At 38.5% G+C, this 23,214-nt stretch carries 25 protein-coding genes, 1 tRNA gene and 2 pseudogenes; 18 read left to right on the top strand and 10 right to left on the bottom strand.

The features are described 5' to 3' along the window. Nucleotides 1-57: 57 nt before the first annotated feature. From FGL31_RS04160 to FGL31_RS29595, 10 genes are all read left to right on the top strand, one after another. Complete coding sequence (locus tag FGL31_RS04160) at nt 58-282, top strand: hypothetical protein (RefSeq protein ID WP_138089785.1); 225 nt, start codon at nt 58-60, stop codon at nt 280-282. Nucleotides 283-516: 234 nt separating this feature from the next. Continuing rightward, nucleotides 517-717, top strand: a complete 201-nt coding sequence (locus tag FGL31_RS04155) for a hypothetical protein (protein WP_138089784.1) — start codon at nt 517-519, stop codon at nt 715-717. 22 nt (nt 718-739) lie between these two features. Next, the gene (locus FGL31_RS27485) at nt 740-1,258 is read left to right on the top strand and encodes a DNA adenine methylase (RefSeq protein ID WP_197734089.1); all 519 of its coding nucleotides are present in this window, start codon (nt 740-742) and stop codon (nt 1,256-1,258) included. Beyond that, nucleotides 1,206-1,580, top strand: a complete 375-nt coding sequence (locus tag FGL31_RS27480; RefSeq protein WP_197734088.1) for a DNA adenine methylase — start codon at nt 1,206-1,208, stop codon at nt 1,578-1,580. The genes FGL31_RS27485 and FGL31_RS27480 overlap by 53 nt, the downstream gene beginning before the upstream one ends. Nucleotides 1,581-1,673: 93 nt before the next feature. Continuing rightward, nucleotides 1,674-2,192 (top strand): ADP-ribosyltransferase-containing protein, encoded by a 519-nt coding sequence (locus FGL31_RS04145; protein ID WP_138089783.1) that lies wholly within the window; start codon nt 1,674-1,676, stop codon nt 2,190-2,192. Between the two features lie 24 nt (nt 2,193-2,216). Continuing rightward, on the top strand, nt 2,217-2,702 hold the full coding sequence (locus FGL31_RS04140) for a DUF1281 family ferredoxin-like fold protein (RefSeq protein ID WP_138089782.1): 486 nt from the start codon (nt 2,217-2,219) through the stop codon (nt 2,700-2,702). 70 nt (nt 2,703-2,772) lie between these two features. Then, complete coding sequence (locus FGL31_RS04135) at nt 2,773-3,264, top strand: DUF1281 family ferredoxin-like fold protein (RefSeq protein ID WP_138089781.1); 492 nt, start codon at nt 2,773-2,775, stop codon at nt 3,262-3,264. Nucleotides 3,265-3,363: 99 nt separating this feature from the next. Next, the gene (locus tag FGL31_RS04130; RefSeq protein ID WP_138089780.1) at nt 3,364-3,840 is read left to right on the top strand and encodes a DUF1281 family ferredoxin-like fold protein; all 477 of its coding nucleotides are present in this window, start codon (nt 3,364-3,366) and stop codon (nt 3,838-3,840) included. Between the two features lie 450 nt (nt 3,841-4,290). Beyond that, the gene (locus tag FGL31_RS04125) at nt 4,291-4,488 is read left to right on the top strand and encodes a hypothetical protein (protein ID WP_138089779.1); all 198 of its coding nucleotides are present in this window, start codon (nt 4,291-4,293) and stop codon (nt 4,486-4,488) included. 45 nt (nt 4,489-4,533) lie between these two features. Further along, the gene (locus FGL31_RS29595; RefSeq protein ID WP_394366176.1) at nt 4,534-6,150 is read left to right on the top strand and encodes a recombinase family protein; all 1,617 of its coding nucleotides are present in this window, start codon (nt 4,534-4,536) and stop codon (nt 6,148-6,150) included. Here FGL31_RS29595 and FGL31_RS04115 read toward each other — a convergent pair. Continuing rightward, nucleotides 6,107-6,183, bottom strand: a tRNA-Met gene (locus FGL31_RS04115). The genes FGL31_RS29595 and FGL31_RS04115 overlap by 44 nt on opposite strands. A gap of 326 nt (nt 6,184-6,509) precedes the next feature. On the opposite strand from FGL31_RS04115, the gene FGL31_RS28765 reads away from it, so the two are divergent. From FGL31_RS28765 to FGL31_RS04105, 3 genes are all read left to right on the top strand, one after another. Next, on the top strand, nt 6,510-6,749 hold the full coding sequence (locus FGL31_RS28765; protein WP_317130958.1) for an START-like domain-containing protein: 240 nt from the start codon (nt 6,510-6,512) through the stop codon (nt 6,747-6,749). Continuing rightward, nucleotides 6,727-6,888, top strand: coding sequence for an START-like domain-containing protein (locus FGL31_RS28760; protein ID WP_317130957.1), 162 nt, complete (start codon nt 6,727-6,729; stop codon nt 6,886-6,888). Before FGL31_RS28765 ends, FGL31_RS28760 begins: the two co-directional genes overlap by 23 nt. Nucleotides 6,889-7,073: 185 nt before the next feature. Further along, complete coding sequence (locus FGL31_RS04105) at nt 7,074-8,546, top strand: LptF/LptG family permease (RefSeq protein WP_138089778.1); 1,473 nt, start codon at nt 7,074-7,076, stop codon at nt 8,544-8,546. Between the two features lie 69 nt (nt 8,547-8,615). Here FGL31_RS04105 and FGL31_RS04100 read toward each other — a convergent pair whose 3' ends face one another. The 3 genes from FGL31_RS04100 to FGL31_RS04090 all read right to left on the bottom strand — a co-directional run bounded on the left by FGL31_RS04100 (nt 8,616) and on the right by FGL31_RS04090 (nt 14,804). Then, the gene (locus FGL31_RS04100; protein WP_138089777.1) at nt 8,616-11,033 is read right to left on the bottom strand and encodes an outer membrane beta-barrel family protein; all 2,418 of its coding nucleotides are present in this window, start codon (nt 11,031-11,033) and stop codon (nt 8,616-8,618) included. A 52-nt stretch (nt 11,034-11,085) separates the two neighbouring features. Further along, complete coding sequence (locus FGL31_RS04095) at nt 11,086-12,267, bottom strand: PepSY-associated TM helix domain-containing protein (protein WP_138089776.1); 1,182 nt, start codon at nt 12,265-12,267, stop codon at nt 11,086-11,088. A gap of 74 nt (nt 12,268-12,341) precedes the next feature. Further along, on the bottom strand, nt 12,342-14,804 hold the full coding sequence (locus FGL31_RS04090; protein ID WP_138089775.1) for a TonB-dependent siderophore receptor: 2,463 nt from the start codon (nt 14,802-14,804) through the stop codon (nt 12,342-12,344). Nucleotides 14,805-14,909: 105 nt separating this feature from the next. On the opposite strand from FGL31_RS04090, the gene FGL31_RS04085 reads away from it, so the two are divergent. From FGL31_RS04085 to FGL31_RS28745, 5 genes and pseudogenes are all read left to right on the top strand, one after another. Next, on the top strand, nt 14,910-15,371 hold the full coding sequence (locus FGL31_RS04085) for a hypothetical protein (protein WP_138089774.1): 462 nt from the start codon (nt 14,910-14,912) through the stop codon (nt 15,369-15,371). After that, nucleotides 15,365-15,886: a helix-turn-helix domain-containing protein gene (locus FGL31_RS04080; RefSeq protein WP_138089773.1), complete on the top strand. Its 522-nt coding sequence runs from the start codon at nt 15,365-15,367 to the stop codon at nt 15,884-15,886. The genes FGL31_RS04085 and FGL31_RS04080 overlap by 7 nt, the downstream gene beginning before the upstream one ends. Nucleotides 15,887-16,080: 194 nt before the next feature. Continuing rightward, nucleotides 16,081-17,292, top strand: a pseudogene (locus tag FGL31_RS04075) (bifunctional 3,4-dihydroxy-2-butanone-4-phosphate synthase/GTP cyclohydrolase II). 106 nt (nt 17,293-17,398) lie between these two features. Then, entirely contained in the window at nt 17,399-17,683 is a 285-nt protein-coding gene (locus FGL31_RS28755) for an aldehyde dehydrogenase family protein (protein ID WP_317130956.1), read from the top strand. Next, a pseudogene (locus tag FGL31_RS28745) lies at nt 17,664-18,832 on the top strand (NAD-dependent succinate-semialdehyde dehydrogenase). The gene FGL31_RS28755 and the pseudogene FGL31_RS28745 overlap by 20 nt, the downstream one beginning before the upstream one ends. Before the next feature lie 11 nt (nt 18,833-18,843). Here FGL31_RS28745 and FGL31_RS04065 read toward each other — a convergent pair. The 6 genes from FGL31_RS04065 to FGL31_RS04040 form a co-directional block, all read right to left on the bottom strand. After that, entirely contained in the window at nt 18,844-19,350 is a 507-nt protein-coding gene (locus FGL31_RS04065; RefSeq protein WP_099369534.1) for an outer membrane beta-barrel protein, read from the bottom strand. A 10-nt stretch (nt 19,351-19,360) separates the two neighbouring features. Next, on the bottom strand, nt 19,361-19,912 hold the full coding sequence (gene hemJ, locus FGL31_RS04060) for a protoporphyrinogen oxidase HemJ (RefSeq protein WP_138089772.1): 552 nt from the start codon (nt 19,910-19,912) through the stop codon (nt 19,361-19,363). A 118-nt stretch (nt 19,913-20,030) separates the two neighbouring features. Continuing rightward, a complete protein-coding gene (gene hemE, locus FGL31_RS04055) occupies nt 20,031-21,068 on the bottom strand; it encodes a uroporphyrinogen decarboxylase (protein WP_138089771.1) in 1,038 nt (345 codons plus the stop codon). Continuing rightward, complete coding sequence (locus FGL31_RS04050) at nt 21,068-21,583, bottom strand: hypothetical protein (RefSeq protein ID WP_099369531.1); 516 nt, start codon at nt 21,581-21,583, stop codon at nt 21,068-21,070. Before FGL31_RS04050 ends, hemE begins: the two co-directional genes overlap by 1 nt. An 8-nt stretch (nt 21,584-21,591) precedes the next feature. Then, on the bottom strand, nt 21,592-22,299 hold the full coding sequence (locus FGL31_RS04045; protein WP_099369530.1) for a response regulator transcription factor: 708 nt from the start codon (nt 22,297-22,299) through the stop codon (nt 21,592-21,594). Beyond that, nucleotides 22,289-23,164: a sensor histidine kinase gene (locus FGL31_RS04040; RefSeq protein ID WP_099369529.1), complete on the bottom strand. Its 876-nt coding sequence runs from the start codon at nt 23,162-23,164 to the stop codon at nt 22,289-22,291. Before FGL31_RS04040 ends, FGL31_RS04045 begins: the two co-directional genes overlap by 11 nt. Between the last annotated feature and the right edge of the window lie 50 nt (nt 23,165-23,214).

Raw genomic sequence — 23,214 nt, 5'->3', positions numbered from 1 at the left:
TTACAGCATGAACCTGTGTCGGAGGCAGCTGAGAGAATCCGCAATGTGATCAACAATTTGTCGAGCGAGGATGACTTCCATAACGCTGAGCTGTTGGTCGGTGAGCTGCTCTACCATCGTACTTTTGACCTGCGAGATCTCGGCGTGATAGCATGCCTGCTCAAAAAACAATCCTTTAGGATAGACAGACTGATGGAAACCAACAATGGGATCTCTGACAATGCCATATGCAGGCCATGGGAAACGACTGACTCCTCTACGGAAACGAAAAGAAGCCGTTAGGCCAGATACTTCCCCTTGCCCGGTAGGACTGCGGCTCGTCTTTGTCGCTGCGCACCACGCTATCGCCGGGTGCGTATCAGCGACTGGACGTCCGCAAACCTTCGGGCACGCGCGCGTAGACATAAAGCGCACGCTCGTCCACTAAAGCCATACCTGTGCACTTTAAGACTACGCCTCATCCGACGCGCAGGAACATCCTATAACTGAGAACAAACCAACATCAAACCATTTCGCATGAAAAAACTATTCCAACGCATTGACCGGATTCGGGCATCTGGCGCTGCCACCCTAAACCTCGAATCCGGCTCTCCATACTATCACCTTAACGGCAAGCGCTTTCTCGTCCACAGCATGGGTAAACCGGAACTCAAGTGCCGTGTCACCTTGATCGTAGAGGGATCGCCGGTTGACTTTACCATCAATGACATTTTATGACCCATTAAACAATTTTTTATCCATGAGCAAATTAAGGTTACGAACACCCATCAGTTATTATGGCGGCAAGCAAAAGCTCGCCGCCCGTATCGTATCCCTGATACCCCGTCACAACCTCTATTGCGAACCCTTTGTGGGTGGTGCAGCAATTTTCTTTGCCAAGAAACCCTCCGCAGTAGAGGTCATCAACGACACAAATGGAGAACTTATAAATTTCTACAAGGTGACCAAAGAGGATTTTATAAGTCTGGAAAAAGAAATCCGTGTCAGTTTGCACAGCAGGGATCTGCACCGAAAGGCATCGGTAGTTTACAACAATCCCGATATGTTCAATGATGTCAAACGTGCCTGGGCCGTGTGGATATTAAGTACACAGGGGTTCAGCGGTATGATTGATAGTAATTGGGGATATGACATAACAGGTAATACCACCTCCAAAAAAGATCAATACCAAAAAGGATGGCTTTACCAGAATGCTGGCTATCCGTTTGCAGCGATGCCAGCTGGAATGTGCCGATGCCCTCTATGTAATAGAAAGTAGGGATACTCCGGAAAGCTTTTTCTATTGTGACCCTCCATATTTTAACAGCGACTGCGGACATTACGATGGCTATAGTGAGGAAGACTACGAAAAACTGCTCGATCTTCTTAGCAGGATACAGGGCAAATTTCTGCTTTCTTCCTATCCCTCTCCGTTGCTCGAAAGATACACCAATAAACATGGCTGGCAGAAATGGTCTGGCAATAGCAAGGTTTCTGTCAATGCAAAGGGAGGTGACCAAAAGACCAAGACTGAAGTGCTGGTTGCCAATTATCCTATAGGCGAACAATTGAAAATAATTGAAGATAACTTTTGGGGGTAAAGCAACGCTGGCACAGATTGATATACTCCATTGAAAGACCTATGTCTATTGGGGCATTCCAATCGCTAAAAAACCTAACAAAACTATTAATTTATGAATAAGCACTTAGCAATTGACCCAGATGCTGTATTCTATCATGGAACGGAAGCATACTTCGACAGGTTCGAGGATTCCTACAGAGGCAGTAATACTGCGTGGGATAATACTGTTCACGGCTTTTTCTTTGCCGACAAAAAAGAAAATGCACTCCTGTTCGGCGACACTATCTTCACCGTAAACCTTTCCGTACACAACCCCATAGATCTTAGGTTACATTCGATTTTTGATGAGAAAGACCAGGCATCTATCATTTGGGAAATCCTGACCGGAGAAAAGCTTGACAGCGCTATAGCACTACAGAACATCTACGATGAGATCAGCCTCGGGGAGATTGGCGAGATGTACGACTGCCTTCACAGTGAGGATGCGCATGAACTTATGATCGAGGCTGGTTACGATGGTATTATTTCAAGTTTAGGCGATGATGAAGTGGAATATGTCGTTTTCAGCGCTTCCCAAATCAACATATTGTCTATCGAAAGACCGATGTCCATCGGACGGTCAGGTCGCTAAAAAGTGAACTTAACTTATCAAACTATGGCGAATTGGTGTACCAACACAGTATTTTTTAATGGAGATTCCAATAAACTTGAAGAAATTGAACAACTATTCAACGAAATGGCGCTTCGGGAAAAAGAAACACGCGAAGGTCAGCTACCTTTTTTTATACAATCCGCAGAGGGATATTGCCATGATATCTATACCGAAGACGGAACAATATATTATGAAACCAAATGGGTGCCTAATACAGACATTCTTGTGCAGATTGCCGACTTCTATCAGGTTGACTTTACACATGAATATTCGGAACGCGGATTTGACATCTTTGGGGAAGCGAACTATGAGCAAGGGGTGTTGAAAGACGTCCGACTCGAGGAAGAAGACTTTGAACTATTTGAAACAGACGAACAGGGTTTGTTCACATTTATGGGAACATCTTACGAAAGTGAAGAAGAACTTCTTGAGGATTTATTGGAGCGGAAAAAAGATCAATTGGACAACTCCAAAGGTTATAAAAGGTAGCTAAGTTTTAGGCAAAAGAGAAACAATCCAATTCAAAATCACCCCATTCAACTCTTTAACTTATTTAATTATGGAAAACCGCTGCAACAATTCGGTAAGATTTAACGCTGAACCCCAAATGCTCAAAGAAATAGGATGGTTATTCCAAGCCATGTCCGCTTTAGAAAAGGAAAGCGGACTCGGTCAGATCCCTCCATTTATAAATGACGATGGTGAAGGTTACCTGTTTGAAATTGATTTTTCAAAAGGGTGCTTCTATTACGAGACAAAATCAGAACCGAATATTGAAGTTCTTGTAAAAATAGCTGATCGGTTCCGAGCTGGGTTCTTACTTGAATACTACGATTTTGGACATGCGCTTTTCGGAGAGGCAAAATATGAATATGGTACGCTGACCGATGTGAGGTTGGATATAGAAGATTTCGAACAATTCAACTATGATCTGGAAGAGCAGGCATATATGTTTGAGGGATTTTACTACGACAGTGAAGCTGAGATTTTGGAAATAATGTTGGAAATGAAAAAGGATCAGCTAAATAATTCTTATGGCAACAGAAGATAGAATCCAACTTGCAAAAAGAAAAATGCTCCTATAATTCATTCTTCCACTCAACACCTGGGCAACCCCACCAAATAATTAACTATATCAAATCATAAACGTATGGCTAACTGGTGCAATAATATAGTACAGTTCATCGGCGAAAGCCAGAAAATCGATGAAATAAATTGGATATTCCAAGCAATGGCTTTATTTGAAAAAGAAACCCGCTTTGGACAGCTGCCTCCATTTATTCCAGCAGATGAAGGTCATTTCATTAACATCAGCGTGGAAGGTTCAGCAATTTATTATGAGACACATTCATTTCCCAATACGGAAGTCCTTGTAGAGATTGCTGACCACTATCAGGTTGGGTTCATGCATCATTATAGAGAGTTCGGGAGGAAAATTTTTGGTGAGGCAAACTATGAACATGGGAAATTGGAAGACGTACGACTTGATAAAGATGATTTTGAAAGAGCTGAAGAAATTGGAGTAACATTAGAAGAACCGATTTACGGAATCGATATCGCAATGCTTCAGCATATACTGGAACAAAAAAGAGACAATTTAACTAACTCTCATGGCCACAGAAGATAGATTCCTACTGGCAAAAAGAAAAATGCCATCCTCTGGCATTAATGAAAACTTTCTGAAAATAAAAATACGGTAGCAAAAACGACCTCATTCCTCAGTTTCACTATTATCTTCCACGTTGTTGTGAACGCAACCAAGCGTCAAACATCCGATCTGTCTCTCTACGACGGGAAGCTGCACGAGAGCGTTTTGACAAACTCCAAAAAAACAGAATCCATACCCCAAACCCAACGGCATAAGCCGGATAAGGATTTGACATTGACAGAGCTGCAAGAAAGGCACCAGTACCTATGAAACTGGTAATGCACAAATGAATAAATGTCTTCATAGCCTTAAAATTAATTCTCTATACCTCAAATATAAACAATAATCACCTGCATATCAAATAAATGAGGTTATTAGTTCCCTTTCTGATGGTGATATGCCCGTCGTCCTTACCACTAATTCCATCCTATGAAATATGTTGACAAAGAAGATATAACGAGAAAACACGACCTAACTGCAGAAGAACTAAAGTCGCTTCCGATGTTTGCTCATTTTACGGACGAACAAGCAGAAGAAGCGATTGATACCATAAAAACGTTTGTCGATATTGCGTTCAATTATTACAAAAAAGATAAGGAAAAACAAGGTAATGATACTGATTTTTAGTATATTAGAGTATTGTTTAACACCGACATTTTAAGTAATAAGTTTATGTCAGATACATTATTTTTCGACACATTTGCCAAAGGAAAAAAAGAACCTAAGGCAATGAAAACCAATAAGGACTGCGTGATTTATACTCGGGTGAGCAGTCAACAGCAGGCGGACAATTTAAGCCTTGCTACCCAATTAAAAGCCTGTACGCTCTATGCCGAAAGAATGCGATATAACATCGCCGCTACATTCGGAGGAACATATGAGAGCGCCGAAACCGACGAGCGGAAGCAGTTTACGGCTATGATCTCCTTCGTAAAAAGGTTCAAAGGGAAGATATCATATATTCTTGTGTACAGCCTTGAACGGTTTTCACGGAATGACAATTCCATTTGGCTCACCAACGAACTACGTCGTCTCGGCATCGAGATCGTATCTGTAACACAACCCATTGATACATCCAGTGCCTCGGGACAGATGCAGCAGAAGATGCTCTTTTTATTTGGAGAATTCGACAACAAGCTACGCAGGCAAAAATGCATGGACGGGATTAGAGATACGCTTTTAGATGGGGATTGGCCAACCAAACCACCTATGGGTTTCGATGCCGTCCGTAAGAACGGCAAAAGAAAGATTATAATTAACGAAAAAGGCAGACTCATCCGACAAGCATTCTACTGGAAGGCATTCGATAATCTATCAATTGAAGAGATAAGGGTAAGACTTAAGGAAAAAGGACTAAAAGTTTGTCATCAGCACCTGTCCAAGATTTTTCGCAATCCTTTCTACTGCGGTAAGATGGTGCACAACATGCTTGAGGGAGAAGTTGTAAATGGCAACCAAGAGCAGATGGTATCCAAAGAAGTCTTCCTTAAGGTCAACGGACTGCTAAAAGAAAACGCACAAGGTTACAGAATCAATGAGGAAAACGCTGAAATACCATTGAAACGTTTTCTAATGTGCGATCATTGCGGAAAGCCGATGCGTGGCTATATTGTAAAGCGGAAGAATCTATATTATTACAAATGTAACACGAAAGCCTGTAATAACAATAAGAGTGCAAATGCCCTTAATAATCTATTCGAGCAGCTACTACACACGTTTAAGGTAGATAAAGCCAAGGACATGATTAAAGCGATCACTAAGCAGGCTGTCGCTACATTCAATCAATTGACCGCTGGTGATCAGGACGAATACCGAAATCTACAGAATCAACACTCGGACATTTTAAAGAAGATAGATAGGCTGGAAGAACGATATATCGAAGAAGAAATTGGCGGTGAACTGTACCACAAGTACCGGGACAAGTACAATGAAGAAAAAGCTGAAATCGAGAAGAATCTCATGAGACTCTCTAAACAAGTGTCGAACCTCGATGAAAGCGTGGGTTTCGCTATCAAAATCGCCCTTGAATTGCCTTTAAAGTGGGTTTCAGCAGACTACAACACCAAGAAGCGCATACAGTTTTTGCTCTTCCCCAAGGGTATAACGTATAGCAAGAAAACAGATGAATGTCGAACCCCACGAATAAATAAGTTCTTTTCGTATATAGCTTATTTTCAGCAAATTATAAGCAATAAAAAAAGAGGTATACCAGAATTAGGACTGGATTTTACCTCTTTCGCAACTTTGGTAGCGGGGAGCAGGATCGAACTGCCGACCTCAGGGTTATGAATCCTGCGCTCTAACCATCTGAGCTACCCCGCCGTTTTTCGGTATGCAAAGATAGCAAATAGGAATAATTATCAAAGAATATTTTACACAATTTTAGAGGATAATTCATCCAAACAAACCCGAAAATTCACAACCAATTTATAGTCAAAAAGATAGCATATGGAATAATAACCCTATTTTTCATTACCTCACAAACTTACCAACGCCCTAAAACTGTTAATAATGCCGTTTTTGTGAATAAAGATTTTAATTAGATTTTTTTGAATATTGGATTAAATGATTATTATTACAAAAAGTAGCATGAAATTATGCTAAGCGATTACTAACAAGAATAAAATAGATCTACTTATAAATATCATATGGCAGAAAAGATTAAATTAAATTTAGAATATGTATTAAATTCTTCACCTAGAATTCTCTTTCCTTACCTCCAGGAGCCAAATGAACTTGCTCAATGGTTTGCAGATGATGTGAATTATCACGATGGTATTTATGAATTTATTTGGGACAACGAGTCTCACCGTGCAAAGCTGATTGCAACAAAAGAAAACAAAAGTGTCAAGTTCAAGTGGCTGGATGATGAACCCCTATTTCTTTGAAATTGAAATTATCCAAGATGAATTGACAAATGATGTAGCGCTAAGCGTAACGGATTATGTAAAAGAAGACAATCTGGACGACAGAAAACTAATCTGGAATAACTCTATTGGGTACCTACAAAGAGTTATTGGAGCATAAAAAAGATTTTAATCGCTGAGCCCCTAGACTATGTTTAGGGGCTCTTTGTATTTCAAGATATCACTGGAAAGATCAAGGAAACGTTTAACGATTTTCTAACATTTTTCAGAATACAAAAAGCGTATATTTGCATCAGGACCATACAATTGAGTCTTCAAGCGTGAAAATTGGTCAGATTAGTTAACATGAAAAAAGTAAACTTACTCATATTACAAGCATTTATAAAGCCCTTCTTGGTGACTTTCTTTATTGTCATGTTTGTATTGTTGATGTTGTTTTTATTCAAATACATTGATGATCTCATTGGTAAAGGGTTTCAATGGTATGTGATTCTGGAACTGTTGAGTTATCAATGTGCTGTCCAGCTATCGATGGCATTGCCATTATCCATGCTCTTGTCTTCCATCATGACCTTCGGAAACTTGGGTGAGAGTTATGAGCTTGTCGCTATTAAGGCTGCCGGAGTTTCCTTACGTAAGGCAATGACTCCGTTGTTTATTGTGGTGGGGCTGTTCAGTGCAGGTTCTTTTCTCTTTTCGGATTATATCCTACCGGTGGTAAACTTGAAAATGGGATCCTTGCTATATGATGTAAGAAAGAAAAAAGCCGATTTCTTTATTAAACCTGGCGTTTTCAACAATACCATCCCTGGCTATTCCATCCGTGCGAAAGGAAAGAGTGAAGATGGTACAACTCTGCATGACCTGATGATCTATGAGCATCCTTCTGGTGGTACTGCAACTAACGTAACTTTCGCTAAAGAGGGGTACATCCAGAATTCAGCGGATAATAACTATATGGTTTTGGAATTAAAGGATGGAGTAAGATACGAAGACTCAAGGTCTGAGAACGCAAAACGATACGATCCTAGACAACAGTTCACCCGATTCAGGTTTAAAGAGACTACCACCAAATTTGACATGGGCAGTTTTGCCATGAACAGGACCGACCAGGAACTGTTTAGGTCCCATCATCAGATGTTGAACTTGAAACAACTCAGGATGTACTCGGATTCCAACAGGATTCAGATCGACAGCCTGGAACGCATTAATTCTACCGAAGCCAAGCGATATGTCAATTATTATTCTGATTATTTCAGGAATGGCAATCCAGGTCAGACCAAGGCAAAGGTAGGATTGCCCGATCTAGAGAAAAATGGTCAGATGCGGATGGCAATCAACAATGGATTGAGCCAAGCACGGCAGATCAAAGATATGGCCGTAAACCGCGAGGCAGAGTTCAGCCCGTATGCTGAAAAGGATATCCGTTACGACATTGAGTGGCACCGAAAATTCACACTCGCAGTATCCTGTCTATTACTGTTTGGCATTGGAGCACCATTGGGTGCAATTATCCGCAAAGGAGGTTTGGGATTACCCGTTGTTATGGCGATTATATTTTTCTTAATCTACCACGTCATAGCTACAGTGTCCGAAAAGGCAGCAAAAGATGCCAGTCTTACACCTATGTGGGGTATGTGGATGGCCATCATTGTACTGACGCCATTGGCAATATTCCTGACTTATAAATCTACCTCCGATTCCGCATTATTTGATGCCGATCAATATAAGATCAAGGCGCAGGCAATATGGAACAAAATAATCGGATTCTTCAATAAGAAAAAAGAAATCAAAGAGAACAAAAGTTCTCCTGCATAAAATCTTGTAAAATAAAAGAAATGGGCTTCAAAATCGAAGCCCATTTTCATGTTAACTATATACTTCAAATTAATTTCCTCCACGAACCCTGCTCTGCTCATCGCTAGCACTCTTTTGCCTTCCCTTTTTGCTCATCTCTTTCCCTATTTTCAATGTCGCTGAAAACAATATGGTCCTAGAATCCAAGTTGAATTTTTGATGCATTCTTACACCTCCAATATGAGACTCTGCTTGATAGTTCATAGTTTTGAATATATCATTGGCAGCAAGCTTTAAGGATAGTTTATCATTCCAAACCGATTTCATCACTCCAGCAGAAACAAACCCCCTCCCTTTCTGACGAAATACACCATCAGTCTGGGGTGAATTATATTGCCCATTCAGTTCAAAAGACCAGCTTTTCGGAAATTTAAAAACATGGGTGCTCTGCAAGGAATAAGACCACTCCCGGTTATCGATTTTCTCGTTATTGAAAGATCCGAAATAATGATTTTCAAACACGTTTCCATTATTAATCGTCGTCCAGAAACTAACAGGAGAATAAGTGTGATTTATATTTAAACCCTTATTTCTAAAACTTTCAATATTTGCAATCGACCTGATCGTAACATTTTGTTCCGGCAATTGAGTGAGGACACTGGTCATTACATCTTTCACATCGGTATAATAGAAAGAGGCATGAAGGTTTCTGCCAAATGAATAATTCAGTTCAAATGAGTTGGCAAGTTCAGGTTGCAACAAGGGATTCCCCTCAAAAAACACAAAGGCATCAACATAATAACGGAATGGATTAAGGTTTTCATAATCCGGCCTATTGATCCTTCTGCTATAGGAGACCTGCAAACTGTGCATATCGTTGATTTTCCTGCTCACAGAAGCACTTGGAAAAAGATGGCTATAATTCCTCTCATTAACAACTGCATTGGTCAATTGGTTGCCTAAAGCATTGGTCGCCTCAAATCGCAGTCCAGCAGTGATATTCCAATCATTGGCCTCCAAAAGATAGTTGGCATAGGCAGCATGAATTTTCTCCTCATATAAGAAATGATTGCTGGTACTTTTGTCATTTACCCATTGCCCGTTTCTTAATGTATCATTGATAGCATTATTATCTGCTTTAACAAAACTACTTTTCCAACCTACCTCTAGATTCTGATGTTCACCTAGATGATGCAAATAGTCTAACTTACCAACATAAAGCTTAGTGGATGATGGTGTTTTATTTTTTCTGTGAGAAAAGAAACTAGGCTGGTAGGCTGTCTTCTGAAAATCTGACTTCAACTCCTGATCGGCTTTATAATCTGCGTTCATATATTCAAAATCAGCAGATAGAAGGTGCTCCTTCTTTCCCATCGAATGTTGAATATTTGCCATAACAGTATGGTTGTTCCATTTGCTCACATTGCTGTTATCAGTCAGTGAATTCGATATCATTTCATCATTGAGAAACAGTATATTATTATAGCCGTTATTGAAATTCTTATAAGTTCCGAAGCTGCCTGACCAAGCTAATCCCATAGAAAGTTTTTCAGAGGCTTGAAAATCAATTCCAACTTTTGCATTGTTAGTTTCCAGAGGTTCGTCCGTCTGAGAATATTGCATTGATTTCCTGGCTTGGCTATCATTGGGATTTTTCTCAAAGAAACGGTCAAAGTTTCGATATTCCCTTTCCCCACGATACCCCCTATCATAACCGGCACTAAAATTCCATTTATTGATTTGGCTATTAAAATTGAACCCCGCACCATATCTTTCTTTTCTGCCGGCACCAGCAAAACTGTTCACAGAAAGGTTATAGCCTGCCTTTTTCCCGTTTTTCATCACGATATTAATCATTCCGCCCATACCTTGAGCATCATATTTCGCCGATGGATTTGTAATCAGTTCAATGCTTTTTATGGAAGATGACTGAGTGCCCTTTAAGAGGGTAGCCAAATCTTTTGGTGATAGATAGGATAATTTTCCATTGATCATCACTGCAACATCTGACTTCCCGCGCATACTGATATTCCCATCATCATCCACTTTAACAGCAGGTGCTCGTTGGAGTATTTCGAGAGCCGTCATACCTTCAGACAAAACGCTATTCTCAATATTGATAACCATACGGTCCGATTTCCTCTCAATAAGCTTGCGCTCACCTGTTACCTGAATTTCCTCAATGTTCTGAAAAATTGCTGTTAATTGTAAAATTCCCAATTTCAAACCATTATTGGGAATATCCAAATCCTTCTTCTGAAATTCGGAATAACCCAATAAAGTTATTTTCAGATCATACCTTCCAGGTTTGATTTCCAGAGAGAAACTTCCATCATCTTTAGAACTGACTGATTTTTCATCTCCTGATAAAGGGTTTTTCAATATAATGGTAGCCTGACTGACGGCAGAATTTTCTTCGTTATGGATAATTCCTTCAATTTTGCTTTGTCCAAAAAGGACCGTTGAAAACAACAACAATAAAGCACATAGTTTAAGACGTAATAGCATATATATAGATTATATTTAATGGAATGGCTTATTGTTTTCATAGATAAAGATGTTAAGCTCTAGATACTTTCTTTTTTTTCTTTCTTCTGCCCCACCAGATTAAGAATCCTGTAATTGGCAATGAAGTGGCAATCACCCCCGCCAAGAACGTTGATAATTTCCCGAATTGTCCCCACCATTGGCCCATATGCAATTGCCAAACATAGTTCTCTACCTTTTCATGTAGGACAAATGGCCTTTCAACCTCAATATGTTGACCGTTATATTTATCATAGACTTCCATACCTAGGTTTTCCGTGCTTTTTAAACCTGATACCCCCATCTGAAAGGTATATGCACCAACATTATCGAGACTATAAAGCCAAATGGATGCATTCTTCTTATCTGGATTTTTTTCCAAGGCTTGGTAAGCAAATTGAGCAAGATCCAAGGAAGTCTTTGATTTATCCTCTGCAGGCAATGCAGCCTCCAGATGCTCATCAGACCCGCCAAATGACGTGATAATAGCCGTGCCTAAGGAGCCATGAAAAAAGATAATGATGCCTGTAGCACTTAGAATAAAACACAACAACAGCGAATAAAATCCATAAACATTGTGAAGGTCGTAATTCAATCTTTTGAACTTCGCTTTCCATTTGATCGTGAAACTATCCTGTTTTGCCTTCTTCGTCCATCTTTTCGGCCACCACAAGATCAATCCTGTAATGCAGCTAATCAGAAAGATTACGGTAGAAATTAAAACAACCCATCCTCCAAATGCATGCGCCAATAGATTGGAATGAAGATGCGCAGTTACAAAGAAGAAATGTATGGTATAATCGACTTTCAAAACTTCAGCTGTATAGGGATTGATATAGATAAGATTTAATTTTTTGGTTTCCTCATTGAAAGCTCTAGCCCTAACCGATCTCTTAGGATCATTGAAAAAAACCAATTGAGAGATTTCAAGGTTAGGATTAAATTTCTGGACAGATTCCATCATTTGATCCGCAGTAGCTTTAGGACCTCCCAATTCCACATACTTGGCATCACCAGCTGAAAGTTCCAATATTTCATCGCAATAAACGATAATAGTCCCTGTAAGACATACAAAGACTACAATCAATCCAGAAACTATGGATGGCCACAGGTGTAACCAAGCGTTTAATCGGGTAAACCAATTTTTACCCTTCTTTTTAGGAGGTGCAGCACTGCTGACTGGCTTAGGTTTTGTTTTCAGTTCGAAATTTTGCATGTCTTGATAGGTGATTAGAAATAAACTACCGCAAGAATTTCTCCTCGCAGTAGTTGGGCATTAGAAAAATCAAATTAGAACTTGAATGATAAATTAGCTAAGAATTCGAATGGCCTTTGCGGTTTGCCATACATATCCCAATATTTTATATTAGCAATGTTGTTTAATTTTACACCTATACGGTATTTGGGCTGGTCATAAAATACAGTACCATTAATTACTGCGTAAGATGGGATATAGAAATCATCTGCAATATTCATCAATACTTTGTCTACATAATTAAATCCGGCTCCAAATCCCAACCCTTTCACTCCATTGTCCAAGAATTTGTATGATGTCCATAAATTAGCTACATGTTTTGGAGTCCATGCCGGTGTTTTCCCAAGGATACCTTCTTCACTCTTCACATATTTATTATCATTGTATCCATAGCCTGCAATAATATTCCAACCTCTTACAGGGTTTGCAATGAGGTCTACTTCAAATCCCTCACTTTTCTGCTCTCCGTCCTGAATGTTAACCCCAGTGGTTACTTCCATCAGCCTATTGGTGACCTTAATGTTGTAATAACTAACCGTAGCATTGATAAGACCATCCATCAGCTCGAATTTTGCACCGGCCTCAATTTGGTTTGCTTGCTCTGGTTTCCACTTGATAATATCCGCTTGTTCAGGATCATCATTAATATTGGCAATACCTCTGGATGCAGCAATGTTCGTGAAACTGTTCATGTAATTCGCAAAAATCGAAACCTTGTCTTTTATAGGTTGATATACTAGTCCGATTTTGGGAGAAACATTGACTTGAGTATAGCCTTCAGTCTCGGTATAAGATTCTGGTGTTGCTCTTTGCTCTACCTTACCATTCTCGTCTTTTATTTCAGGCTGCCCCGGACTATAAGATTTAATGGTACCTTGTTGGAATCTATTAACCCTAGCACTCAGCATTACGAAAAATCGATCCGAGATATTTGTAACATTAGAAAGATAAGCACTAGATACATTGTACTTGCTATCATCAATACCATCACCAAAACTCCTATCACCTCTGGAAAGATCAACCTCAGAACGAGTCAATGGTTTCCAAACCTGATCCTTCACAGAAACCGTGTCATAGATAGCGAAGAATGGAACCATATATAGGTTTTTATTGGTATAGAATGTCGCATCAAGCCCCAATAATACCTTATTTTCTACTGATCCTACTTTATAAGAACCATTGAAATTTTGCTGAATTACGGAAAAATTCAGACTGTAATCATCAAATATTCTGTACCGACGCTCAATTCTGTTGTCATCAACAATCATGGGAACCATAAATACAGAACCCTTGTCTCCTGCGTTATTGTACAAATAAGAAGTTCTTGAAGTCCAATTTTCTGAAATCTGGTGCTCAATCTCGGCACCAATGTTAATGTTGGTCCTATTGGTGGCGATATCATTTGAAGTAAGGGATCGATCATAAGGTAGATCCCATTCCTTCATATTTGACATGGTTAATTTATTTGTATTTCGTAAATAGGCTACCAATGGTTTTGTAGAATTGTACAGATCAGCATCAAACCTTACATTGGTCTTTGCTCCAGCTTTAAACAATAAGCTGGTCGCAAATCCAAAAGCCTTGCTCTTACCTTCATTTTGAAAACCATCATTGGTCATTCCCATGACGTTGAAACGTCCCAATGCTGTCCTGTCTTTATTTAACGGCGCATTAACATCTGCGGTCAACCTGTTCATACCAAAACTTCCGGTAATGTAACTTACCTCTCCCCTGAAGGATTCGAATGGTTTCTTGGTAACGTTATTAACCACACCACCGTATGAAGTTACTTGAGCACCAAAAAGTGTTGCAGAAGGACCCTTTAATACTTCAACCTTCTCTAAGTTGAATATTTCAGATACAGCTCTCGTGTTCACCGGAAGGCCATTCCTAACCATTCCTGAATTAAAAGTCGAAAAACCACGCAATAATATGCCATTCCCACTGTCGTTAACACCATTGGAAACTACAGCTGAAGGAACTTGACCTAAAGCAGAAACATAATCTGTTGCCGCCGTTTCCATGATCAACTCTTTTGTAATGACACTATATGCTTGTGGATTTTCTAGATTTGCCAAGGGCATTCTCGCGATATCCTGAGTTTCTTTCCTTGCGTATTTATTCCTTTGGATATCCGATACAATGACTTCTCTTAATTGCGTAGAATTGGACTGTACCGTTATACGGTCCACTTGCAAAGTTTGTCCAGATTGAATGGTTACAGGAACTTCTTCGACCGTATAATTTGCATAAGTTACTTGTAGAACATATTTGCCAACAGGAGCAGTTAATGTATAATGTCCCGTTTCATCTACGGCTGTATTATAACGTGTATCCTTTAAGCGGATGGAAGCATAGGATAATGGTTTACCATCAATGGTATAAACCTCACCTTGGATGATGCCCGTCTGTTGGGCTAATAAAACAATTGGAATTAAGATTAAGATAGAAATCGTTAATGTAACCTTTAAAAATTGTTGAGTAAAATTTCCAAACATATATAAAACTTATTTAGATTAAATATAAATAATGAGGCAAAAGTATTACATTTGAAATTCCAGTGATAACATTTAAGGGATATAAGACAACATATAAAGGATAAAATGAAGACAGTGACACTAAAAGAACTCTATGGCAAAGATCATTTACATGAACTTTTAGATTCCTCTGATCATCAACAACTTACCCATGGATTTGAGCTCAAATTAATTAATAACGAACTTTTTGAAGGCAAATTAATGAAGTATCATGATGACATGGTAACCGTCAGTTTTCAAGAGTGGAAGCTACATCAACCCTTTCTCTTAAGAGTGAACCACCAGTTTCCAATGATCAAAGTACAGTTTGAAATAGAAGGAAACTCTAATTTTGAAAGTGTCAACAATAAATCTATTGTTATTCCAGGAAACCATTACCAATTTATCAATATCCCTAAGACCAATGGATATATTGCGTATAACAGCTCTAGAAAAGTCTTGGAATTCATATTGAGGAAGATTATTTATTTGAATTACTTAAAACTCAAGGTTATTCTGAAAAGCATTTACGAGAGCATTTTTTGTTAAAGAATTACACCTTTTACCGTGAGGCATCAGTGATTAATGAACATCAAAAAAAATTAATCGATGAGTTGCTGAATCATCGATATCAATCTGAATTTGCCAAACAGTTTATAAGGACAAAAGCTCTAGAGTTGATCATTACTGTTTTTGCCGGCGCAAACAATCAGCTAAACGCTGTGAAATGGTCGCAGAATGACATTGAAATTATGTTAAATATAAAAAGTTACCTGGATGAGCATTTTCATGAAGAATTACATTTAAAAACTTTGACCCGAAAATTCGGAATCAATGAATATAAATTGAAAAATGCGTTCAAGGATTTATTTGATGATACTGTATTCAGTTATATTAGAAAGCAAAAATTAAAACGTGCAAAATATCTCTTATTAAATTCTGATTTAGAAATTAAGGAAATTGCTTTCTTGACAGGTTTTAAGTATTCTCATCATTTCTCTAAGGTTTATTTTGATCACTATCATATTAAACCACAAGAGTTCAGGATTCAACATTCATCTTAATTCTTTTCAGATTTTGATTTTATAAGAGAATATTCTAATTTTAGTGAAATGATTGTTTAAACAACAAATGATTTGTCAAACCAATTTAAATAAGTTTTCCCCTGTATGTATTTAGTGTAGAGGCAAGATTTATGACAACATACTTATAAAATAATGGTTAATAAGCCCTACCTTTGTAACAATATTAAAAGCAAATGAAAATCCAATTAAATACGATTGAAGAAGCAATCGAGGACATTAAAGCAGGAAAGGTCATTATTGTTGTCGACGATGAGGACCGTGAGAATGAGGGGGATTTTGTCACTGCAGCACGTAATGCTACTCCAGAAATCATAAATTTCATGGCTACCCATGGTAGAGGCCTTGTTTGTGCACCTTTAACTGAGGAGCGTTGTAAGGAGTTAAACCTAGGATTGATGGTAAATACCAATACTGCGGTGTATGAAACTAATTTTACTGTTTCTGTGGATCTTCAAGGATATGGCTGTACCACAGGAATATCTGCTTCAGACCGTTCAAAAACCATTAAAGCATTAATTGATCCAAATATCAGACCGGAGGAATTAGGTCGTCCAGGTCATATTTTCCCTTTGATAGCTAAAGACGGGGGCGTATTGCGAAGAACAGGTCACACAGAAGCATCTGTAGACTTAGCTCGTTTGGCAGGATTTGAACCCGCAGGTGTACTTGTTGAAATCTTAAAGGATGATGGTGAAATGGCACGCTTACCAGACTTAATCAAAGTAGCTGAACGTTTCGACTTGAAAATAGTATCCATTGAGGATTTAATTGAGTACCGCCTGAAACATGATACCCTAATTAAAGAAGAAGTAAGTGTTGAAATGCCAACGGAATGGGGAGATTTCAAAATGAAAGCCTTCACTCAAAAGAATACTGGCGAACAACATTTGGCACTCTACAAAGGTGAATGGAATGAAGATGAACCTATCTTGGTGAGAGTGCACAGCTCTTGTGTGACAGGTGATATTTTTGGTTCTTGCCGTTGTGACTGTGGACCGCAACTTCATAAATCTATGGAAATGATCCAAAAAGAAGGTAAAGGTATTATTGTATACATGAATCAAGAAGGTAGAGGGATAGGATTAGTGAATAAGCTACATGGCCTATAAGCTTCAAGAAAATGGTGTAGATACTGTCGATGCAAATCTTCAATTAGGATTTAAACCTGATTTACGTGATTACGGTGTCGGAGCACAAATATTGAGATATATGGGCGTGACAAAATGAAATTGATGTCAAACAACCCAACAAAACGTGCTGGATTAATTGGATACGGCTTGGAAGTGGTAGACAATGTGCCTATCGAAATCGTTCCAAATAAATATAATGAAGGTTACTTGAAAACAAAAAGAGATAAAATGGGACATTCCCTAAATAATCTTTAATAATATTGAAATGGAGGTTTTATACCTCCATTTTGTTTTTGAACCCCATGGTTCTACTTTAGAATAAACATTTCTTTAAACCAATTGTTCGATAAAAAAATAGACTATGAAGAATTCCCTATTAATTGAAAAAGCATATCTAAACGGAGCGTTTATCAGTTCCAAAAAAACATTTGAGGTCATCAATCCATCCACGTTAAAACCCGTGGGTTCATTGCCAGACTTAACTGTTAAGGATTGTCAGAAATTCATCGATACAGCCCATAAATCTTGGGAAGTCTGGAAATCAACCCCTGTAGGCGAACGATCCAAGATGCTCAGGAATCTTTATAATTTAATCAACGAACACAAACAAGAACTTGCTGAAAATTATGACCTTAGAGAGTGGTAAACCTCTCCAAGAATCATTGACAGAGGTAGACTATGCCAATTCATTTATTGACTGGTTTGCAGAAGAGGGAAAAAGAGCTTATGGAGAAACTATCCCCTCTTTGGCAGGCAATACCCGGATGCAAACCATTAAACAAGGTGTTGGTGTGGTGGCAGCCATTACCCCTTGGAATTTTCCATTGGCTATGATAACACGCAAAGTAGGACCAGCATTGGCAGCAGGTTGTACAGTAGTATTAAAACCAGCTTCACAAACTCCATTCTCAGCAATTGCTTTAGCTAAGTTAGCCGATAAAGCAGGATCCCTAAAGGGGTATTCAATGTTATTACCTCTAAGGATAGCAAAGGAATTGGGAAGGAATTGGCAACCAATGAAAAAATCAGAAAAATATCATTCACAGGATCTACTTCCGTAGGGCGCACGTTAATGGAACAAGCCGCTTCAACTATCAAGCGTATATCATTAGAGCTTGGTGGAAATGCTCCATTCATTGTGTTTAATAACGCAGATATCGATAAGGCAGTAAAAGGTGCTGTTTCAGGAAAATTCAGAAATACAGGACAAACCTGTGTGTCCATCAACAGATTTTATGTTCAAGAAGAAGTCTACAAGGAATTCAGCACGAAATTAACGGAAGCCGTTAAGGCCTTAGCTGTTGGAGATGGTCTTAAAAAAGGAACACAAGTTGGCCCATTGATCAATTCTGAAGGCTTGAAAAAGGTTGAAGAACATGTCCAAGATGCCATTGACAAAGGAGCAAAAGTAGCAACAGGTGGCAAACCAATAAAGGGCCTATTCTATGAACCTACCGTATTGATCGATATGCCAAAGGATAGCGTGATTTCAACAGAAGAAACTTTTGGACCTATATGTGCATTGTTTAAATTTAAAACTGAAGATGAAGCTATTAAATTAGCTAATGACACTCCTTTTGGCTTGGCATCATATTTCTTCAGTGAGAATGTAAATCAATGTTTCAGGGTTTCTGAACAATTAGAAGCTGGAATGGTTGGCGTAAATACTGGACTGATTTCAAATGCCTCCGCTCCTTTTGGAGGAGTTAAGCAATCAGGACTCGGAAGAGAAGGATCTAAATACGGTTTAGACGAATATATAGAAGTAAAATATATCTGTTTTGGAGGAATCTAACCTCCAAAACATTACCAGATATGATATCTTAAACCTAGCATGACATAGTTAGGCTCGGTGATCCCATCCTTAAATTGATACTTCAGTTTATAAGCAGTGTATAAGGATAGGTCTACGGTTGGAAAGTAATAGCTCAATCCTACCTGACCATTAGCTTTCGTAAAATTTTCTTTCCTACGGATAGGTTGGTCATCAGGTCCTTCCACTGAATAGTCATAGGTAAAGAATTCTTGACCAAGGCCTGCTCCTAGAAAAATATTGAAATTCGATTTTTCCTTATCAAAGATATTCACCAAATAATCGGCACCTACAGCCAAAAGATCACCCCTCCCGTGGATTTGAGCTTGAACAGACTGATGGTTGCTGAAGTCATATTTACCTTGTACCCCGAAACTAGCATCATAAGCGGCATCATCTAATTTTAGATCACCAAAAAGTCCAAAAGCCCAGTCGTGTTCTTGTGCATTAAGAGCTAATGGAAAAATAAAAGCACATAAAATCCAAAGTAATTTCTTCATAATATATTGATTAATCTACTTGCTCACCCTTGGCCTTCCGGTATTTTTTATAGAGCTTAACAAGTATCATGAGTACAATTCCTAATCCTACAATTCCCACTACGCCAAAAATCCATCCAAAAGCGGATTTCAAGATGACCAAAAATACAATAGCAAATAAGATAATGGTAGACACCTCATTCCACATCCTTAATTGAGTGGATGTCCATGTTGATTTTTCATCTCTTAACTGATGCATGATTTGCTGGGATTTGAAATGATAGAGAACAAGTGCAGCAACGAAACATAACTTAACTTGCATCCATCCTGCAGTCAACAATGCTGGGTTTACATATAACATCACCAGGGCTGATGCTATTGTAAGGTACATCGCTGGAGTTGTGATAACCCACCACAGCCTGTTCTCCATGACCACAAACTGTTTGTGCAATACTTGGTATTCAATATCAGTCTTTTGTTTTGCCTCGGTATGATAAACGAATAATCTAGGCATATAAAACAAACCTGCCATCCAACAAATAACAAAAATGATATGTATCGCTTTCGCGTATAAGTAAAGCATAAATCTTATTAATAACCAAAAATAGAAATTATATCCTCAATTAACGCCATGCTAACGTAATGATATCATAGAAAAGGAGCCTTCACAATGTGGAGGCTCCTTTTCTATGTTTATAATATTAATATCTAAATTCTTTGATAACGTCAATAGCGTACTTAACGTTGTCAAAAGGCATATCCGGCATAATACCATGGCCAAGGTTAAAGATAAAGCCATTCTCACCACGCATACGCTCGAATAATTCTAAAATCTTTTTCTTGATAACAGGCTTATCTGCATATAATACAAATGGATCTAAGTTTCCTTGAACTGCCATATTATGAGGTAAGGCTTTTTTGATGTTCAATAGGTCTGCATTCCAATCCACGGATACTACATCTGGATTTGCATCTGCCATAATCGGAGCAAACACAGAACTTCCTTTACTGAATGAAATGATTGGGACATCTTTTCTATTCAGTTTAGATATGATGTATTTATTGTATTTATGGGAGAATTCCTGATAATCATTCCATGATAGAGCCAGTGCCCAACTATCGAATAATTGTAAAGCATTCACTCCAGCCTCAATTTGCATGTTCAGATAGTCTACCGTCACATCTGCAATTTTTTGTAAAATGCTGTGTGCCAATTCGGGCTGATTGTTCATAAAAGTCTTCGTCAATTTGAAGTCTTTTGAAGAACCACCTTCTACTAAATAGCTCAAAATGGTGAAAGGGGCACCTGCGAATCCAATCAAAGGAACGAATCCATCTAGACGATTTTGGATCACACGGATAGCATCACCTACATATTGCAATTTGTCCAAACAATCTACATTTAAGTATTCAGCATCTTTTGCTGTCCTGATCGGATTGGAAAATCTTGGCCCAACACCTTGCTCGAAAGATAGGTCTCCACCCATCGCTTCCGCCGTAACAAGGATATCCGAAAATAGAATAGCTGCATCAACACCCAAGAGGTCTATTGGCAGCATGGTAACATCTGCAGCAATCTCAGGAGTTTTGCACATCTCTAGAAAGGAATATTTGTTCTTGATTTCCCAATATTCTTTCATGAATCTTCCTGCTTGACGCATCATCCACACTGGAGGTCTCTCCGTAGGCTGCGATAACGCAGCACGAATCAATAGATCGTTTTTTAAATTTTTGTCCACTATTTATGCTTATTTACTTCGTTTTGTATTTTCTCAATAATTGATTGCTGCCGCGCTGTCAACCGAAGTTTGGTCGCAACATCTAAATAGGCTTGCACACGTTCATAATCGTGTTTCCTCAGGTTGATATTGGCAAGGTTGATCAAAACCATACCTTTTTCATTGTCCTTGCGCCATGGCAATCTTGAAGCTAATTGAAAATGATATTCAGCCTCCTCAATCCTATCCTCCTTCAAAGCGATATTACCCATCATAAATTCATAGAAGTTACGCCTTCCCTTTCTTAGTTTATCAGGGTTCTTGATCTCCGCCAAAAGTTTCTTCGTTTTCTCGTAATCTTGCTTATGGAAAGCTTGTGTCGCTAAATAAACCGTACCTTCTTTCAGATAACTCCAAACTAGGTAGGTAATACCGCCGAAAATATAGACAGCAATATTGTAATGCTTAGCGTAGATAGCATACAATAGAAATGCAATCGCAATTGCGATTACTATTTTTCGAGCTTGATTAGTCATCTGTAAGTTTAGTTCGAATTATCAGTAAACTTATATCCTACCCCACGGATGGAATGGAAATAAATTGGATGTTTTTGATCAGGTTCAAAATATTTCCTGAAAGTCAGGATAAAATTATCAATGGTACGTGTTGAAGGATACACATCGTAATTCCAAACCGTCTCTAGGATTTGTTCACGAGATACTGCTTCATTTCTGCGCTCAATCAATAACTTTAACAACATCGTTTCTTTTTTGGTCAAAGAAGTAATGGTACCATCAGCATGATGCAGTTCAAATGAATTGAAATAAATGGTCTTATCCCCAATGGTATAGGAATTCAGTTCTTTCAAATCCTCACCTTTCATTCCTCTGCGGATCAAATTGCTAACACGTAAGATCAGCTCTTCAAGGTTGAATGGTTTAACCAAATAATCATCAGCACCTTTTTTCAAACCCGTAATACGGTCTTCAGAGCTGTTTTTGGCAGTCAAAAACATAATAGGGACTTCAGAATTCTGAAGCCTGATCGTTTCTGCTACTTGAAAGCCATCGATTTCTGGGATCATCACATCTAGGATAATCAGATTGAAACGCTCTTCCTTAAATATTTTTAATGCTTTCTTACCATCTGTCGCGGTAGTAACACGGTATCCTTCAAGCTCCAAGTTTAATTTGATAGCTTCCAAAAGATGCTCTTCGTCTTCAACTAATAGTATACGTTGTTTAGTTTGCATAATTTTCAAAAATAACTTCAAAAATGCTACCCGTTGGGTTGTTGTTTTTCACCCGAATGGTGGCATTGTGTTTTTGTAACACTGTTTTAACAATATATAACCCCAAACCAGTCCCTTTGGTTTTACGGGTTGCTTCACTGCCTACTCGATAAAACTTATTAAATATAAGTTTTTTTTCTTCATCAGGTATTCCTTCTCCATGGTCTGTCACAGAAAAAAGAAGGTTTCCAGCCTGTTGCTGCAACTTCACAAAGACAGTGGCACAGGGAGGTGAATATTTGACAGCGTTCTCAACCAAGTTCGTGATGACGTTGGTGATCGCAAATTTATCCGCTTTGAGTTCAATATTGGGCTCCAAATCATATTTTATAATCTGCGATTTGCAAGCATTTTTCTGAAGACGGTCAATAATCTCTTCAACCAAAACCGTCATATTAAAAGCCTCCTTCGGCAATTGATAAGCTCTATTCTCCAATTTCGTCGTTAACAATACGTTTTCAACCAAATCATCCAAGCGCTCAATATCCTTTAGTGAATTCGCCAAAAAAACCTTTTGCTGTTCCCTATCTAGGTCCCTTTTCAAAATGGTTTGGATATACAACTTCACAGATGCCAATGGAGATTTCAATTCATGGGTAATCGCCAACAGAAAGTTTTGTTGTTGCTGGTTAATTTCATGCTCTCTTTTTACTTGCTTTTTAAGCTTTAAAGCCCCCCAAACAAAAATCAGCATGAAAATAAGACCTTCCCCTATAATCATACCTTTGCGGTCAGGTTCAAATTTTACAAGAATATAACCCCACCATAGCAATTGTGTAATTGCATAAAATATAAGAAAATAAAATAGAAATAAAGCTTTCTTCATACACTATGTTTCCTGCGCAAATGTACTTAAATACGTCCTTATTAGGAAGT

It is taken from the genome of Sphingobacterium daejeonense, assembly GCF_901472535.1.
Lineage (GTDB): Bacteria > Bacteroidota > Bacteroidia > Sphingobacteriales > Sphingobacteriaceae > Sphingobacterium > Sphingobacterium daejeonense.
Note: the sequence above shows the minus strand (reverse complement) of the source record. Positions and strands in the feature narration are given on the sequence as shown.